15 protein-coding genes are annotated in these 15,516 nt (G+C 64.4%); 6 read left to right on the forward strand and 9 right to left on the reverse strand.

Translation table 11 applies throughout. From position 1 onward, the window contains the following. Window positions 1–76: 76 nt before the first annotated feature. Complete coding sequence (locus CH274_RS01930; protein ID WP_032396819.1) at window positions 77–391, forward strand: hypothetical protein; 315 nt, start codon at window positions 77–79, stop codon at window positions 389–391. Here the strand turns inward: CH274_RS01930 and CH274_RS01935 are convergent. The 3 genes from CH274_RS01935 to CH274_RS01945 are packed head-to-tail and all read right to left on the reverse strand — an operon-like array spanning window position 381 to window position 3,577. Beyond that, entirely contained in the window at window positions 381–1,676 is a 1,296-nt protein-coding gene (locus CH274_RS01935; protein ID WP_094656602.1) for an alpha-amylase family glycosyl hydrolase, read from the reverse strand. The genes CH274_RS01930 and CH274_RS01935 overlap by 11 nt on opposite strands. After that, window positions 1,676–2,854, reverse strand: a complete 1,179-nt coding sequence (locus CH274_RS01940; protein WP_094656603.1) for an alpha-hydroxy-acid oxidizing protein — start codon at window positions 2,852–2,854, stop codon at window positions 1,676–1,678. The genes CH274_RS01935 and CH274_RS01940 overlap by 1 nt, the downstream gene beginning before the upstream one ends. Window positions 2,855–2,863: 9 nt before the next feature. Beyond that, on the reverse strand, window positions 2,864–3,577 hold the full coding sequence (locus tag CH274_RS01945) for a type 1 glutamine amidotransferase (protein ID WP_094656604.1): 714 nt from the start codon (window positions 3,575–3,577) through the stop codon (window positions 2,864–2,866). A gap of 48 nt (window positions 3,578–3,625) precedes the next feature. Between CH274_RS01945 and CH274_RS01950 the strand changes: the two genes are divergently transcribed. The 3 genes from CH274_RS01950 to CH274_RS01960 all read left to right on the forward strand — a co-directional run bounded on the left by CH274_RS01950 (window position 3,626) and on the right by CH274_RS01960 (window position 6,999). Next, the gene (locus CH274_RS01950) at window positions 3,626–5,578 is read left to right on the forward strand and encodes a helicase-related protein (protein WP_256993452.1); all 1,953 of its coding nucleotides are present in this window, start codon (window positions 3,626–3,628) and stop codon (window positions 5,576–5,578) included. A 93-nt stretch (window positions 5,579–5,671) separates the two neighbouring features. Next, on the forward strand, window positions 5,672–5,827 hold the full coding sequence (locus CH274_RS29045; protein ID WP_094611554.1) for a DUF6131 family protein: 156 nt from the start codon (window positions 5,672–5,674) through the stop codon (window positions 5,825–5,827). Between the two features lie 413 nt (window positions 5,828–6,240). Next, entirely contained in the window at window positions 6,241–6,999 is a 759-nt protein-coding gene (locus CH274_RS01960; RefSeq protein WP_052050039.1) for a GTP pyrophosphokinase, read from the forward strand. Between the two features lie 63 nt (window positions 7,000–7,062). On the opposite strand, the gene CH274_RS01965 is transcribed toward CH274_RS01960, so the two are convergent. Next, a complete protein-coding gene (locus CH274_RS01965; RefSeq protein WP_032396824.1) occupies window positions 7,063–8,646 on the reverse strand; it encodes an MFS transporter in 1,584 nt (527 codons plus the stop codon). A 117-nt stretch (window positions 8,647–8,763) separates the two neighbouring features. On the opposite strand from CH274_RS01965, the gene CH274_RS01970 reads away from it, so the two are divergent. Then, the gene (locus CH274_RS01970) at window positions 8,764–9,330 is read left to right on the forward strand and encodes a TetR family transcriptional regulator (protein WP_032397298.1); all 567 of its coding nucleotides are present in this window, start codon (window positions 8,764–8,766) and stop codon (window positions 9,328–9,330) included. Between the two features lie 164 nt (window positions 9,331–9,494). On the opposite strand, the gene CH274_RS01975 is transcribed toward CH274_RS01970, so the two are convergent. The 5 genes from CH274_RS01975 to CH274_RS01995 form a co-directional block, all read right to left on the reverse strand. After that, window positions 9,495–10,466, reverse strand: a complete 972-nt coding sequence (locus tag CH274_RS01975; protein WP_094656606.1) for an NAD-dependent epimerase/dehydratase family protein — start codon at window positions 10,464–10,466, stop codon at window positions 9,495–9,497. Window positions 10,467–10,547: 81 nt separating this feature from the next. Further along, window positions 10,548–11,867: an MFS transporter gene (locus CH274_RS01980; protein ID WP_032396826.1), complete on the reverse strand. Its 1,320-nt coding sequence runs from the start codon at window positions 11,865–11,867 to the stop codon at window positions 10,548–10,550. Further along, window positions 11,864–12,412: a 3-isopropylmalate dehydratase gene (locus tag CH274_RS01985; RefSeq protein WP_045197542.1), complete on the reverse strand. Its 549-nt coding sequence runs from the start codon at window positions 12,410–12,412 to the stop codon at window positions 11,864–11,866. The genes CH274_RS01980 and CH274_RS01985 overlap by 4 nt, the downstream gene beginning before the upstream one ends. Next, complete coding sequence (locus tag CH274_RS01990; protein WP_373453899.1) at window positions 12,409–13,674, reverse strand: 3-isopropylmalate dehydratase large subunit; 1,266 nt, start codon at window positions 13,672–13,674, stop codon at window positions 12,409–12,411. Before CH274_RS01990 ends, CH274_RS01985 begins: the two co-directional genes overlap by 4 nt. A 5-nt stretch (window positions 13,675–13,679) precedes the next feature. Then, a complete protein-coding gene (locus CH274_RS01995; RefSeq protein ID WP_032396828.1) occupies window positions 13,680–14,555 on the reverse strand; it encodes an isocitrate lyase/PEP mutase family protein in 876 nt (291 codons plus the stop codon). Window positions 14,556–14,689: 134 nt separating this feature from the next. Between CH274_RS01995 and CH274_RS02000 the strand changes: the two genes are divergently transcribed. Continuing rightward, complete coding sequence (locus CH274_RS02000; RefSeq protein WP_094646161.1) at window positions 14,690–15,496, forward strand: IclR family transcriptional regulator; 807 nt, start codon at window positions 14,690–14,692, stop codon at window positions 15,494–15,496. Window positions 15,497–15,516: the final 20 nt, after the last annotated feature.

Raw genomic sequence — 15,516 nt, forward strand, 5'->3', positions numbered from 1 at the left:
TGCATAGCCGTCGATACGGTTCTCTAGCTCAGTTGATAGATACCCGAATACGACGATGACAAGTTACTGTGCCGCCATGGCCGAACGCGTCTACCTGGAGTATCGCCTCGACGAGAACGTCATCTTCGTTCTCGACCACCGCACCGTCGAGGTGTTCGACGCCGCCGTGAGGATCGCATCGGGCGGGCGCTGTCGGTGGCATGTGGATCAGCTCGGCGTGGACGCGAAGCCGACCCGGGACGGCACCAAGATCGTCCTCGGTCTGCGAACATCCGACGGCAGCATCGGCTACTCGGGCGACCGAATGAAGTTCACTGTCACCGACGAGCAGTTGCCGCACCTGCTGGCATTCTTCGACCGCGCGAAAGCGGCCAGGGCCCTCAACCGATGACCGCCCAGCCGTGCGGCGGAACGTTCACCCGCCCGTCGTTCAGGCCCGCTTCCCCGGCCAGCACCTCCCTGCCCTCGACCGCATAGTCGATCGCGTCGTCGCCGAGATTCAGTGCCACGGTGATCGACTCGCCGTCCGCAGAAGCTCGGTAGACGAGTGCGGTGTTGGTGAGCTCGAGAGTTTCGGTGCGGGCGGAGTACAACCACGGGTTTCGGCGTCGTAACCCGATCAGCTCCTGGTGAATTCGGAACACGGGCCAGCCGTACGGGGCCAGATCGTCCGGGGATTCGGGGTACTCCGGACGCACGTCGTCGTCGCCGCCTACGCGGTCTTCCTTGATGCCGCGGAACGCTTGCTCGTCGCCGTAGTAGATCATCGGCATACCGCCCACCGTGAACAGAACCACCAACGCGTGCAGCAGATGTCGCTCGTCCTCGATGACGCTGGCGATGCGATTGACGTCGTGGTTTCCGACGAATGTGGCGGGTACGAAGGCGTCGAGCCAGCCGTTGTGACGCTCCAGTGCGTGCGAGAGCTCGAAGAAATTCTTCTCGCTCAGACCGCTCCAGATCGCCTTCCACAGCTCGTACTGGGTGACCGAATCCAGCGTGGAGGCCGAGACGATTCGGTCGTAGTCACCGTGAATCACCTCGCCCAGAAAGTATGCGTCCGGGTGCTTTTCGCGAACCTTCGGCAGTACCGCCGCCCAGAAGCGGGGCGACACCACATAGGCCGCGTCGAGTCGCCAGGCGTCGACGCCGCGTTCGAGCCAGTGCGAGAGCACGTCCACGACGTACTGCTGCACGTGTGGGCTCTCGTGGTTCAGCGCAACCAGTTCGTCGTGCCCCTCGAAGTTGCGATGCGTCGGCTCGTCGCCGGACCAATCCAGATGGAACCACCCTGCGGCCTCGGAGTCCGGTCCCTCGGCCAGGGCCTGACGGAACTTCGGAAAGCTCTGTGCCACATGGTTGAAGACGCCGTCGAACATGATCTTCAGGCCACGGGAGTGCGCTGCGGCGATCAGTGAGTCGATGTCCTCGTCGGTGCCGAGCCTGCCGTCGACGTGGTGGTAGTCGACCGTGTCGTAGCCGTGCTTCTCGGATTCGAAGATCGGACCGAGGGCGATGCCCGACGCGCCGAGCTCGAGTGCGTAGTCGAGCCACTTCTCGATTCTGTTCAGCCGGTGCAGATCCGACTGGGATTCGCCGTCCCAGCCGTGCACCGGCGCTCCGGTGAAGCCGAGCGGGTACAGGTGCCACCAGATGGCGTGCTTCGTCCACTCCATCAGGACTCCATGATCGAGTCGAGGCCCAGTTCGCCCGCACCGGTGTGACCCGAGAGGCTCGTCACCAGATCGAATTCGGCCAGCAGGCAACGCAATACGTGCGCCACTCCCTCCTGTCCACCGAGTGCGAGTCCGTAGAGGAACGGTCGGCCGAGCAGTACCGCATCGGCCCCGAGCGCGAGGGCCTTGGCCATGTCGGCTCCGGTGCGCACGCCCGAGTCGAACAACACTGTCAGTTGGTCGCCCACGGCGTCGACGATCGAGGGCAATGCGTCCAGTGATGCTCTTGCCCCGTCGATCTGACGACCACCGTGATTGGAGACGACGATGCCGTCGACGCCGTGCGCTGCGGCCTCTCGCGCGTCGCCGACGGTGCAGATTCCCTTGAGCACGATCGGGCCGTCCCAGTGCTCCCGCAGGAACGCGAGGTCCTTCCACGACAGCCCGGGGTTGGGGAACATCTGCGCCCAATGCATCGCGGCGGCAACGGGGTTCTCCTCGACGGGCTGGGCCAGTCCGGCCTGGAACGCCGGATCGCTGAGGTAGTTCTCGATGCCGAGGTTGGCCAGGAAGGGAAGATACCCGCGGTCGAGATCGGCGGGCCGCCAACCCAACAGGGTCGTGTCGAGGGTCAGCACCAGGGCGGTGAAGCCGGAATCCTTTGCGCGCTGCAGGAAGCTCAGCAGCACCGATTCGTCCGTCGGCCAGTACAGCTGGTACCAGCGGGGAGCGTCGCCACCCGCCTCGGCGACCTGCTCGAACGAATGTGATGCCTGCGTCGAATGTATGTACGGCACACCGAGTTCCGCAGCTGCGCGGACGGTGGCGAGCTCGCCGTCGGGGTGGGCGAGGGTCTGGATTCCCACCGGTGCGATCAGCAACGGAGCGGGCATGGCGGTGCCGAGCACGGTGCACGCGTGGTTGCGGGCCGCTGAGCTCCGCAGCATCCGCGGCGTGATGGCCCACCTGTCGAACGCCGCCCGGTTCGCACGAGCCGTCGAGCCACTGCCCGCACTGGCGACGATGTAGCCGAGAGCCTCGGGCGAGAGCTTCTCGGCAGCCTGATCCTCCAGCCGCGCCAGGTTGGTGGTGATCGACGGTGTCTGTTGCGCGAACATCCCGGCGGCGTAGATGCCGAGTTGGTGATCGCTGAAGTTGCTGGGCCTGGCCTCGGTCATCGTTCGACCCTACCGGGGCACCGTCGAGGCTCGGGCGAGAAACGAGTCCAGCAGAGCCGAGCACCGCAACCGAGCTGCAGGTTCGGCGTCGGCGATGGCTCGGCGAATCTCGTGCACGTCCACCTCGTGTTCGACGCCGTCGCGGTCCCATGCGGCCGCCCACGCGTCGTACGTGTCGAGGTCGATTTCGGGGTGGAACTGCAGTCCGAGGTGCGGTCCGTGGACGAACGCCTGTTGTGCGGCCCCGTTGCGGGCGATCACCGTCGCCTCCGGGGGAGCGACGAAGGTGTCTCCGTGAAACTCCATCCACGGGCCGGCGGCAATGAGCTCGGGATCGGACGACTCGACGTCGACGAAACCGTACTCGGGATGCTCGGACTTGCGCACGCTGCCGCCGAGCACCCGAGCGAGCAACTGACCTCCGAAACAGACACCCAGGATCGGGACCTGCGCGTCGATGGCCTGCCGTACGTATGCGATTTCCGGCGCGAGCCAGGTCAGCGTGTCGTCGTACGCAGCGTCGGGCGAGCCCATGACCACCAGCAACTGCGCCTCGGACAGCGACGGCGGCGCGGTGTCGGGACTGTGATCGAAGGAGTGCACGTCCAACTGGAAACCCCTGCTGCGCAATTCGGCGTCGAGGGTGCCGATGTCGCGTCGCGCGAGAGCCGGGTCCCGGTCGTGGACGAGTACTACGGCGCGCGGGTCGTTCGTGTATGTCACAGGGCTCCTTTACGGTGTTCGTGCACACCGTACGACAGACTGGATCCGATGCCACCTCGTAGACGCACAGCCCGATCCACCACTGCCCGCACCGTCAAGGCCGGGCAGAGCAGCGCTGCGCGAAAGTTCGCGGCCGCGAAGAACGGTGAGCCGGCACCGAAGAAGGCCGCTGCTCCGAAAAAAGCAGCACCCCGCAAGCGGGCCGCTCCGCGCAAGACCTCGCCGCGCAAGACTGCTGCCCCCGATCTGCGGGTACCCGATCCCGGTGAGCGCGTCTGGGTGCTGGACGTGCCGTTCGAGGATCGGTCGGCGGCAGGCGCTGCCGGAGCGCGCTGGTATCCGGGCCCTCGGGTGTTCGCGTACTACGGCACCGAGTTGCCGGAGTATCTGCAGCCGTACGAGTCGATGCCGTACAGCCTGCAGCGGTGGCTCGAGGACGACGCGAACGAGAATTGGCGTGACGAAGCTGTGCGAGAGCGGGCGATGCAGCCTCGCGACACCCAACTCGAGTCCGTCGGGCGCCATCTCGCCGCCCTCGAGGCCGGTTTCCCGTACTTCGCGCAGATGGATTCGACGGGTCTGGGCAAGACGCTCGCGGTGTGCGAGGCCGTCCGGCAGATGTCGGCGGCCGAGATCGGCACGGTGCTGGTGGTCGCACCCAAGGGCGCGCTGCCGGGGTGGCGTCGCACCATCGCAGACAGCGAGGCAGACATCGAGCCGTCCGAGCGCAAGCGTTGGCTGCTGATCACCTACCAATCGACGAAGAAGCTCCTGTCGGTTCCGCCGGAGACCGATCTGGGCAAACGCAAACGGACACAGAACAAACGGACCATCTCGCTCGGTGAATTGCGGTTCGACATGGACGTGGTGATCGCCGACGAGTCGCATGCGCTGATGAACATCGAATCCCAACAGTCGCAGATTCTCTGGCGGTATCAGGAGGCGGCCCGTTCGGTGGTGTGGATGTCTGCCACGCCCGGCTATCAGCCGCTGCACTTCGCGTACATGGCTCGGGCGGTGGAGCGCAGTCGCGGAGTCGAGATCCTGGGCGACGAGGAGTACCTCGGGTACGCGGTGACGATGAAGTGGGCCGAGTTCCTCATCGAATCCGGGTTCGCCGTGAAGGCGGGCAAGGCGACGACGGGGTTGACGACGTGGCGCTGGGAGCCCGAGGACGCCGCCCGCCGCGCACGTGACATCGCGTCCGTACACGGCTGGTTGTCGGGAGGCACTGTGCCGTGGTCGATTTCGCGTCCCTCGCCACCGACGCCCCGCGAACCGCTCGGGCAGGAACTCACTGCCGCCCAGAAGCGGCTGTACAACTCGGCATGGGTGGACTATCGCAAGGAAGTCGGGCTGCCGATCTGGAAGGCCGTGGGCGGAAAGCGCGTGCTGCAGAAGAACCCGAGTACTCGCGCGGCGACGCTGCGGTTTCGCCAGAAGTGCTCGTACTTGCGCATTCCCGCGTCCGCGGACCAGGTACGGACGTGGGTCAAGGCAGGCAATCAGGTGTTCGTCTCGATGTTCTACCGCGAGTCGGTCGCCGCGCTCGCGCAGACTCTGCGGGACGAGGGTCTCGATGTCGCCGTGGTCGACGGATCCATGAGCAGCCCCGAGCAGGAGGCATCGATCAGACGTTTCCAGACCGGGGCGGCGTCGGTCATCGTGTCGACCACCACCAGTGCAATCAATCTGCACACCAACGAGTTACTGCTGCCCGAGGTGACGGTCTCGACCCTCGCCCCGCGCGTGACGCTGATTCACGACCCGAGGTGGACACCGATCGACATTCGCCAGATCGAGGGGCGTGCGAACCGAATCGACAAGGACCACAACCACACCACCTCGACGTGCTACTACGGTTACGCCGAGGGCACGGTCGAGGAGGAGATGGTACTCACCGGCATCGAGCGCATCGCGGATCTCGGATCGATCGTGGGGCAGGCGGATCTGATCGATCCGGAGGCATTCCTCGCCGCGAAGGTGGATGCCGGAAATTAGCGACAATCGTGAGCAATCGTCCACGTGCCCGAGTAGGTTCGGTTTCATCGGCAATTCGTCGGTACCGGGCTCACTTTGGCACCAGGAGTAGTCATGATCGTTCTCGGAATCATCCTCGCTCTCATCGGCTATTTCGCCGGCATCTCCATCTTGACCACTATCGGCATCATTCTGGTGGTCGTCGGCGCGGTTCTGACGCTGCTCGGTTCGATGGGGCGCGCAGTCGGTGGCCGCAAGACGTGGTTTTGACCCACGCGTTAGAACACACGTTCGATTTCTGTTAGTCTGAGCGTGCCCCCGGAGTTGGCGATGCGGCCAGCGGAGCCACTTCGGGCGGTCCAGAGCGGACTGTACGGATTCTCGAAGGCGGTCGCACGCAATGGCAGTCGAACCCGAGCCTGCGGCCGGCTCGCTCTATCGCGTCGGGGATCGATGGGCCGAGAGAGCACCGAAGCGTTGTGGCAACGGTCATCGGCTCGTCGCAGGGTCGGTTCTCGTCGGTTCGCGGGCATGTTCGTGTGAACTCGGACATCACCGGACGCATCAGTGCCAGTCCTGTGGCGTCGTGAGATTCACCCCCGAACTGGGCCCGTCGTGCAGTGATGCGAGCTTCGATTCGCGCGCCGCGCGCGCCCGACCTGCCGTCGTGGACAATCGTGTTCATGAACGAGGTCATGAAGAACAGTGAAACCGCGGTCGACCTGGGTCGACTCAGGCACGATTTCACGCGATTCATGATGAGCTACAAGTTCGGGATCGACGAGCTGATCACCAAGATCAACATCCTCAAGCAGGAATTCACCCACATTCACCGCTACAGCCCCATCGAACACGTCTCGTCGAGGTTGAAGACGCCCGAGAGCATCATCGACAAGGCCCAACGCAAGAAGTGCTCGCTCAATCTCGACGCGATCCGCGAGAACATCTTCGACGTCGCGGGTGTGCGCATCACCTGCAGCTTCATCTCCGACACCTACCGCATTGCCGACATGCTCAGTAGCCAGAGCGATGTGCGCGTCGTCGAGACCAAGGACTACATCGCGAATCCGAAACCCAACGGCTACAAGAGTTTGCACCTGATCGTCGAGATTCCGGTGTTCATGTCCGACCGCGTCCAACCGGTGCTCGTCGAGCTGCAGATCCGAACCATCGCGATGGATTTCTGGGCAAGCCTGGAACACAAGATCTTCTACAAGTACCGCGGAGAAATTCCGCCCACTCTGCTGGCCGAACTGACCGAGGCCGCCGAGAGCGCGAACAAGCTCGACGAGAAGATGGAAAGACTGCACGACGAGGTGACGGAGCTCAACGGCGATGCCGAGAACTCCATCACCCTCGGTTCGATGCCACCGTTGGCATTGCCGCCGGAGTTGTTGCACATGCTGCTCACCGCGCAGGCCGACGCGATCGACCCGGAGTAGAGACCCGCACTACGACAAACCCCGCTGCTCGACGGGTGAGCAGCGGGGTTCGTCCTGCATGACCTATCCGATGTGCACCGGGGTGTCGCCGACGGGCAGGTCGTCCTTCTTCGCACGGACGAGCACCAACACGACCGGGCACACCAGCGCGACGAGGATCGCCGCGGTCCCGAAGGCCCACGCGTAACCCGAGACCTCGGCTGCGAAGGCGTGGTCGATGGTGGCCAGCACGAAGTTTCGGATCGGCTCCGGCAACGCGGCCAGTACTTCGTCGCTGGGGATCTCCTGGCTCGCGAGAGCTTCGGCAGGAACTCCGGCAGGCGGAGTCGGTGCGGGGTTCTCGGCCAGGTACGTGGACTTGGACGAGGTGTACACCGTGGTGAACACCGCCGCGCCGAGTGCGCCGCCGACCTGCAGAGTGGCGTTGATCAGCGCGGATGCGGCACCTGCGTCGTGATCGGGCACTCCGATGAGCGCGACGTTCTGCATCGGCACCATCAGGAGGCCGAGACCGAGGCCGAGCAGCACGACGCCCGGGAGGACGTGCGTCCAGTACGAGGTGTCGACACCGATCTGCGTGAGCAGCAGCAGGCCGATCGCGGACACGACGGGACCGACGGTCATCAGCGGCTTGGGCCCGATCTTCGGCACCAGCGCGGAGGCGATTGCAGCGGTGATCAGGATTCCACCGGTCATCGGCAGCGACGCGACGCCGGCGATCACCGGGCTCATCTCGAGCACGATCTGGAAGTAGAACGTAAGGTACAACGTGCCGCCGAGCAATGCGGCACCGATGACGGCGGATCCGATGTACGCGGCACCGCGGTCCCGATCGAGCAGCACACTGAGCGGAAGCAACGGGTTGTCCGACTTCGACTCCACCACGACGAAGGCCGCGAGAAGAGCGAGGCCGAGGGCGATGAAGGAGATGGTCGGTACCGTCGCCCAGCCGTCTTCGGCTTCGGTGAAGCCGTAGACCAGCGATGCCAGCCCGAGTGCGACGAGGATCGCGCCCGGCAGGTCGTAGCGAGTGTCTCCGTGCGCCTTGCTTTCCTTGACCAACGGCACCGCGGCAGCGATGGCGACCACGGCGACCGGGATGTTGACGAGCAGGCACCAGCGCCAGTTCGCGTATTCGGTGAGCACTCCGCCGAGGAGCAGGCCGACGGCTGCGCCGCCACCGGCGATCGCTCCGAACACGCCGAATGCCTTGGCTCGTTCCTTGGTGTCGGTGAACGTGACCGTCAGGATGGCCAGTGCTGCCGGTGCGAGCAGTGCGGCGAAGACGCCCTGGCCGGCGCGCGCGATGAACAGCTGCCAGCCCTCCTGGGCGAGTCCGCCGATTGCGGAGGCAACTGCGAAGCCTGCCATGCCGACGATGAACGAGCGCTTGCGTCCCCAGTAGTCGGCGATGCGTCCGCCGAGCAGCAGAAGTGCGCCGAACGACAACGCGTAGGCGGTGATGACCCAGGCGCGGCTGCTGTCGCTGATACCCAGGTCCAGCTGAGCCTGCGGCAGCGCGATGTTGACGATGGTGCCGTCCAGCACGATCGTGAGCTGAGTGATGGCGACGATGCAGAGCACCAGCCATCGGCGCTCGTAGTTCGGGTTGAGATCCGGCGATTCTCGCTCGGAGAGCTGCGACATGTTTCTACCCCACTCGTACTCGTCGATTCTCGGGCACGAAAATGTCCCGATCGAAAAGGTAGGCGATGCCGTCCGAGGTGTCAAACGAACTAGTTGGTAGGCGGTATCGTGACCGTCATGAAGCCTGACGCCAGCGCAACCCGCGCCCGCATCGTCGCCGCCGCTCGCGCAGAATTCTCCGAGCACGGACTGGCCGGAGCACGAGTGGATCGCATCGCCGTCTCTGCCAAGGCCAGCAAGGAACGCCTGTACGCCTATTTCGGCGACAAGCAAGCACTGTTCCGAGCCGTGATGGAGGACGGATTCACCCGATTTCTCGAATCGGTTCCGTTCACCGCCGACGATCTGGGGCGATACGCCGCCCGCGAGTACCTGCACTTCGCCGCACACCCCGAGGAACACCGATTGCTGCTGTGGACGCAACTTCAGGGCGGCAAGGGCGCGGCAGGCGTGGAGAAGGTCCGATCGGTGTTCGCCGAGCGACGAACGGCTGTGGCCGCGGTACAGAAGAAGGGGACGATCTCGGACGCGTTCACCGTCGACGACCTGTTCACCATGATCTTCGGCATCACCTCGTCGTGGATGACCGCGCCGGGTAACGACTGCGGAGCCGTCGACGACACCGAACACCAGCGTCGGGCGTCGATCATCGAGGGTGCGGTACGTCGACTCTGCGCTCCGTAGGGTTGTCTATCGTTCTCTAGCTTTGGGTCGAGAGTGGCGAATAGTGAGGTAGCGGGGCCGGTTTCCCCGCAAACGCGCGCGCGTTTGTCAGACGCGCGCGATTTCGACATCGATCCTGTGGCAATTCCGAACGCGTCCGACGATTCCGCGCGCGTCTGCCGAGTTCACCGCCCCGCCAGAATTGCCGCCTCACGCTCGGCCGAGAGTCCGACGGGCGGCCGATCGTCCCTCATCGGCGTCCGTCCGTTCAGCGACTGCAACCACATCCACGTGTCGGCGATGGTCTCCTGAATCGGACGAGTCCGGAGCCCCGCAGCGACTGCCTTCGAGACATCGGATGCATGCAACGAATCGTGATCGACCCCCGGCGGAATCCAGATCGGGAGCTCCGTCCACGGCTGCACGCCTGCAGCGCTGAGTACGTCCGGCTCCACCCAGCACAGCCGAGCATCGGAGCGGGTGGCTTGGATGCAGGCCTGCAGAACGTCGTCGATCGTGGCATGACCTGGCCGGCTCACCACGTCGTACGCGCCCCCGAGACCCCGGGCCGCTGCATCCAGACTCCAGGCAACGAGATCGCGGGCATCGACATATTGCAGTGCCAGGTCGGCGGGACCGGGCGCGAGCACATCGCCAGCGCGCTCGATTCTGTTCAGCCACCAGGGAAGTCGGCCGATATTTTCGTAGGGTCCCAGGATCAGCCCGGCGCGGACCAGCAGCGCTCGAGCGCCGAACGCTGCAGCAGCGGCCTGCTCACCGCCGAGTTTGCATCGCGCATAGTCCTCGCCAGGCCCGTGGACCGTCGGCCAGGTCTCGTTCGCTCCTGCCTCGGGCGCGTCGTACACGGATCGGCTCGAGACGTAGATGTAGCTATCGACTCGACCGACGAGCGTCGCCGACGACCGCTCGACGGCGCTCGGCTCCCATGACCAGGTGTCGAACACCATGTCCCAGTAACCTTCTCGAATCGCATTCAGCCCATCGGTCGCGCGTCTGTCTCCACGGAGTTGGTTGACCCGGGGATCCGACGGGGTCGTGCCGCGATTGAGTACCGTGACGTTCCACTGCAGATCGAGAGCATGTTCGACGGCAGTTCGCCCCACGAACTCACTGCCGCCGAGGACCAATAGCTTCATGTACCCAGTGTGCCGGTCATCCGGTCCGCGCTGCCGTCGACCAGCCTGATGGGATCGCTGCTGACAGCAGAGTAGCTCCAGCTACACGGGGAGCGTGCTGTGGCCGGTCTCCTTGATGGTCAGCACCGTCGCAACACCGATGGCGCACACGCCCATCACCCAGTACGCCGGTGACATGGCGTTGCCGGTCGATTCGACCAACTGTGCAGCAACGTACGGCGCAGTTCCGCCTGCGGCGATCGTTCCGATGTTGAAGCCCAACGACACTCCGGTGTAGCGAACCGATCGCGGGAACAGTTCGGTGAACAGCGGGAACGCCGGAACCTGTACGACGCCATTGAGCACCATGTAGACGAAGTAGACGACGCCGACGATCAGAATGCTCGACGTGGCACCGAGAATCATGAAGACCGGTAGCGCGATGATCACGTAGGCCACATAGCCGAACAGCAGTACCGGTTTGCGGCCGAATCTGTCGGTCAGCATCCCGCTCAACGGAAAAGTGGCGCAGGCCAACGCAATTGCCACCGCCGACGTCCAGTACACCGAGTCCTTCGAGAACCCGAGGTCGTTGATCAGGTACACGCTGAAGTAGGTCAGTCCGATGTATCCGGATCCGTTCATCGCGATCGCGATGCCGACGACGCGGAGCACCGACCACGGTTGCTTCCTCACCACGTCACTCAACGGGCTCTTGGCTACCTCGTTCTTGGCTGCCATTTCCTCGAACTCCGGGCTGTCCTCCAGCTTCAGCCGGACACGGAGACATACGAACGCCAGGGGCAGAGCAAGCAGGAACGGGATGCGCCATCCCCAGGACGACATTTGTTCGTCGGTCGTGATCAGAGCGACGACCCCGACGACGGCGGCAGCGACGGCGAAGCCGAGTGTCGATCCCACCGGCGTGAACGAACCGAAGAATCCACGACGGTTCGGCGGTGCCGATTCGGCGATGTAGGTTGCGGCACCGCCGATCTCACCGCCCGCCGAGAATCCCTGGGCGAGCCGGACGATGACCAGCAGAACCGGGGCCAGCACGCCGACGCTCGAGTGCGTCGGCAGCAGGCCGAGAATGCCGCAGGCGACGCCCATGCACACCACGGTGATGACGAGGGCGTGCCGACGACCCTTACGGTCTCCGAGTCTTCCGAAGAAGATTCCGCCGAGCGGACGGGCGACGTAGGCGACGCCGAAGACCGCCAAGGTCGCCAGTATCGATACGCCGGGGCTGGTGGATGGGAAGAACAGCGGTGCGATGACGACGGCGAGGAAGCCGTAGACCGCGAAGTCGTAATACTCGATGAGCGTGCCGACACCTCCGGCCAGCGCAGCTCGGCGCGCGGTCGTGGTGTCCGCCTTGGGCGGTGCGACTCCTGCGCGGGAGTGTTCGGTGTTCGTCATCGCGCTGATCCTTCTGTGAGTGGTTGCTTGCTTCGGTGTTCGGAGAGAAGCAGTTCGTACGACCCTCCTGCTTCGATGACGGCGACCGTGCGGGCATTGGGTGGATGACCGGTGATCGTGGTGCCGTCCGCCTTCGACACCTCGGCCCGACGCCAGTCGAGTCCGACTACGTCACCGACGGCCACCGCGTCCGATATTCCGGGGACGGTGATCAGGGGCATACCGTTGAAGGTCTCGCCGCGCCAGAATCCGGGCGAGAACGATTCCGCCACAACGGCACTGATGCCCAGGTTGCGCAACGCCACCATCGGCGGATAGTGCGGATGTCCGTAGCCGAAGTTCCGCCCACCGACGATGATGTCTCCGGGGCGAACTCGATCGACGAAATCCGGGTCGTACGCCGCCATGCAGACCGATCTGAGGTGATCGGGGTCGTAGGACTTGATGTTCGCGACACCCACCACCAGATCGATGTCGAAGTCGTCGCCGAATATCCACGCGACTGCGCCGTCGATGACGTCGGGCGGGGGCGGATATGCGCTCATGACCCCACCTGCGCGATCGTCCCGGCCAGGGCGCTGGCCGCGACGGTGAAGGGTGAACCCATGTAGATGTTGGCGTCGGAGCTACCCATTCGCCCGGAGATGTTCAGCACCCCGGTGGAAATGCAGTTCTCGCCTGCCGCGAGGGGCTTCTGGTATCCGAAGCAGAAGTCGCAGCTCGACACCGCGATATGCGCGCCCGCCGAACGCAGGATGTCCAGCAGCCCTTCGCTTTCGGCTTGATCGTGCACCTTCTGCGAGGTCGGCACCACGTTCAACTCGACCCCGGGTGCGACCGTCCGCCCGTCGAGCACCAGAGCCGCCGCGCGCAAGTCTTCGATGCGGCCGCTGGCACAGGACCCGATGAACGCCTTCGTGATCGGTATTCCGGCCAGATCGGCGGCGGTATGCGTGTTGGCGGCACGGGCCGAGCCGGGCTGCACCACCTGCGGAACGATGGTGGACAGGTCGATGGTGTGGCGGGCCGCGTAGGTGGCGCCCTCGTCGGGGAGCACGGGGCTGAACGCGTGCCGGGCGACGTTGTGGGCGTAGGCGAGCGACAGCTCGTCGGGTTCGAAGATCGCCGAGACCGCTCCGGTGAACATCGCCATCCCGCACAGTCCCTGGCGGTGGTCGATCTTCATCGACCGCGCTCCGGGACCACCGAACTCCATGACCTGGTGGGCGCACCCGTCCGCACCGACCAGGTCGATGATCGTGTGGACGAGATCGCGACTGTCGACGCCGGGGCCGAACTCACCCACGAGGTCGAACCGGGTGGTGGCCGGGATGTCGACGTACAGCTGTCCTGTCACCCATGCCTCGATCAGATCGCGCCGGATGCCCCAACCGAGTGCACCGAAGGCACCGATTCCGCTGATGTGCCCGTCGAAGTGGACGAGGAAATCTCCTGGCGTCGCGAGTCCGAGTTCGGCGGTGAGTTGATGACCGATGCCGCGACCCTCGTGCAGTTCGATGCCGTAGAACTCGCACCAATCTCGCGTGATCTGATGCACCTCTTGTTCTTTGGCGTTCTTCTTGGTGAGCATGTGGTCGATGAAGACGACGTATCGCGCCGGGTCGTCGAGTTCGGTGATGCCGAAGTCCTCGCGCATCTGCCGGAACATCACGTCGGTGTAGCCCGGGAAGTCGTAGGCGATCATCCGTGCGGGTCGCACGGCATGATTCTCTCCGGCGTGCACCACATCGGCATCACAGGTTCGGCCGAGGATCTTCTCGACCATCGTCAGTGCGTCGGAACTCATACCGATCACACCTTCGAGTCGGCGGGAAGGTACTTGCGTTGCGCTGCTTCGACTTCCGGAAAACCGATGAGATCGACGAACTCGTGGTGCTGCAGCGCGTCGGCACTCACCTCCGCCGGGGCTTCTCCGCCTGCGAGTCGGCGCAGAGCCTCACGAGCAGCTCCGGTGGCAGCCATCAGCACCTGGGTCGGCAGTAGAGCGAGTCGAACGCCGATCTGCTGCAACACCTCCGGGGTGAACTCGCGCTCGGTCCACGTAGACGCGGTCAATGTCGCCATCAGTGGGACACCGACGGCGTCGTGACAGCGAGCCCACTCGTCGGCGGTCTCGAAGGTCTTCGTGACCGGCATGATCATGTCGGCACCGGCGTCGACGTATGCAGTCGCGCGTCGGATCGCGTCGTCGCCACGCGCATCGGTGCGGGCAATCATCAGGACGTGGTCCGGCAGCGAATCCCGCACTGCTCTGACCTTTCCCGACGCTTCCTCGATGCTGATGAGGTCCACGGGCTCGCCCACGCAGATGGGGCACTTCTTCGGCGAGAGCTGATCTTCCATGAAGACGCCCTGCACACCTGCGACGGCGAATCGACCTGCGGTCCGCGCCGCGTTGACGGCGTTTCCGTAGCCGGTATCGATATCCGCGACCAACGGTAGTGACGACGCCTCGCCGATGGTGCGCACCGCCTGGAGGTTCTCGGTCATCGTGTACAGCTCGGCGTCGGGGAGTCCGAGTGCGGCCGACACGGCGAAGCCGGAGGCACACAGGGCCGAGAACCCGGCCTGTTCGGCCAGCTTTGCCGTCAGTCCGTCCCATACGCCCGGGGCGTACACCAGGCCCTGTTCGGTCAGATCTCTGAGTGTCGCGGTCATGAGCACCATCCATTTCGTAATGCGGAACGTATTCCGAATTTAGAGTGGCTCGGATCACAAGTCAACACCGGTCGGTGCACTCACCGGTTCCGATCGCTTCGTAGGATGGCGTCGACGCTTCAGCCGACCGGAAGGAACAACACGTGGACGTTCCCACCGAGTCCGATACCCACGCCGGCCGCGACATAGTCGGTGCCGTCGTCAAAGCCTGCACATTGCTCGATCACTTCGATACGACGCATCCGGTGTGGACGCTCAACGACCTGACGACTGCAAGTCGAATGAACAAGACGACCGTGCACAGACTGATGACCACGCTGATTCATGCCGGTTGGGTGGATCGAACGGCCGAAGGCTCGTATCGAATCGCCATGCCCGTGTTCGAGATCGGGTCGTCGGCACTGACCCAACTCGACATCCGCGGTGCGGCGCAACCATACCTGTCGGAGATTGCCGAAAAGTTCGGCGACACTGCATATCTCATGGTCCCAGCGGACGAGGGAGCCGTCTGCATCGATCGCCACGAAGGAAGCAATCCCCTGGTGGTTGCGGGCATTTCGATCGGTTCGGTACTGCCGTATCACGCCACTGCAGGCCCGATGGCCATGCTGGCGTTCTCCGCCCGGATACGCGACCGGTGGCTCGCCGATGACCTACCTGCGTTCACGGATCGAACACCGACCGCGCCGGAAGAGTTGCTCACCCGTCTCGAACAGATCCGGTCTCAGGGGTACGCACTGAGCAACTCGGATTACCTCACCGGTGTCGCGGCCGTCGGAGCACCGATCCTCGGACGAAACGGTGCGGTCGTTGCATCGATCAGCGTGGGCGGCCGAGCGGAGACCTTCGAGGGCGATGCCCTGCGAGAGAAGGTGGCGACGGTTCTGGCCTCCGCACAGAGCTTGTCCCGTGTGGCAGAAGCGCTACCTGCGCCAGGACGAGAACATTGAGTTATTCGTACATCTACCCG

The organism is Rhodococcus sp. 06-418-5 (genome assembly GCF_002258285.1).
Lineage (GTDB): Bacteria > Actinomycetota > Actinomycetes > Mycobacteriales > Mycobacteriaceae > Rhodococcoides.

What these genes read in the sequence shown, in the direction of transcription:
- CH274_RS01940 (WP_094656603.1), bottom strand. Translation starts at nt 2,854, where the DNA reads ATGACCGAGGCCAGGCCCAGCAACTTCAGCGATCACCAACTCGGCATC.
- CH274_RS01935 (WP_094656602.1), bottom strand. Translation starts at nt 1,676, where the DNA reads ATGGAGTGGACGAAGCACGCCATCTGGTGGCACCTGTACCCGCTCGGC.
- CH274_RS01970 (WP_032397298.1), top strand. Translation starts at nt 8,764, where the DNA reads ATGAAGCCTGACGCCAGCGCAACCCGCGCCCGCATCGTCGCCGCCGCT.
- CH274_RS01960 (WP_052050039.1), top strand. Translation starts at nt 6,241, where the DNA reads ATGAACGAGGTCATGAAGAACAGTGAAACCGCGGTCGACCTGGGTCGA.
- CH274_RS01990 (WP_373453899.1), bottom strand. Translation starts at nt 13,674, where the DNA reads ATGAGTTCCGACGCACTGACGATGGTCGAGAAGATCCTCGGCCGAACC.
- CH274_RS01930 (WP_032396819.1), top strand. Translation starts at nt 77, where the DNA reads ATGGCCGAACGCGTCTACCTGGAGTATCGCCTCGACGAGAACGTCATC.
- CH274_RS01980 (WP_032396826.1), bottom strand. Translation starts at nt 11,867, where the DNA reads ATGACGAACACCGAACACTCCCGCGCAGGAGTCGCACCGCCCAAGGCG.
- CH274_RS01965 (WP_032396824.1), bottom strand. Translation starts at nt 8,646, where the DNA reads ATGTCGCAGCTCTCCGAGCGAGAATCGCCGGATCTCAACCCGAACTAC.
- CH274_RS01950 (WP_256993452.1), top strand. Translation starts at nt 3,626, where the DNA reads ATGCCACCTCGTAGACGCACAGCCCGATCCACCACTGCCCGCACCGTC.
- CH274_RS01985 (WP_045197542.1), bottom strand. Translation starts at nt 12,412, where the DNA reads ATGAGCGCATATCCGCCCCCGCCCGACGTCATCGACGGCGCAGTCGCG.
- CH274_RS01975 (WP_094656606.1), bottom strand. Translation starts at nt 10,466, where the DNA reads ATGAAGCTATTGGTCCTCGGCGGCAGTGAGTTCGTGGGGCGAACTGCC.
- CH274_RS29045 (WP_094611554.1), top strand. Translation starts at nt 5,672, where the DNA reads ATGATCGTTCTCGGAATCATCCTCGCTCTCATCGGCTATTTCGCCGGC.
- CH274_RS01995 (WP_032396828.1), bottom strand. Translation starts at nt 14,555, where the DNA reads ATGGTGCTCATGACCGCGACACTCAGAGATCTGACCGAACAGGGCCTG.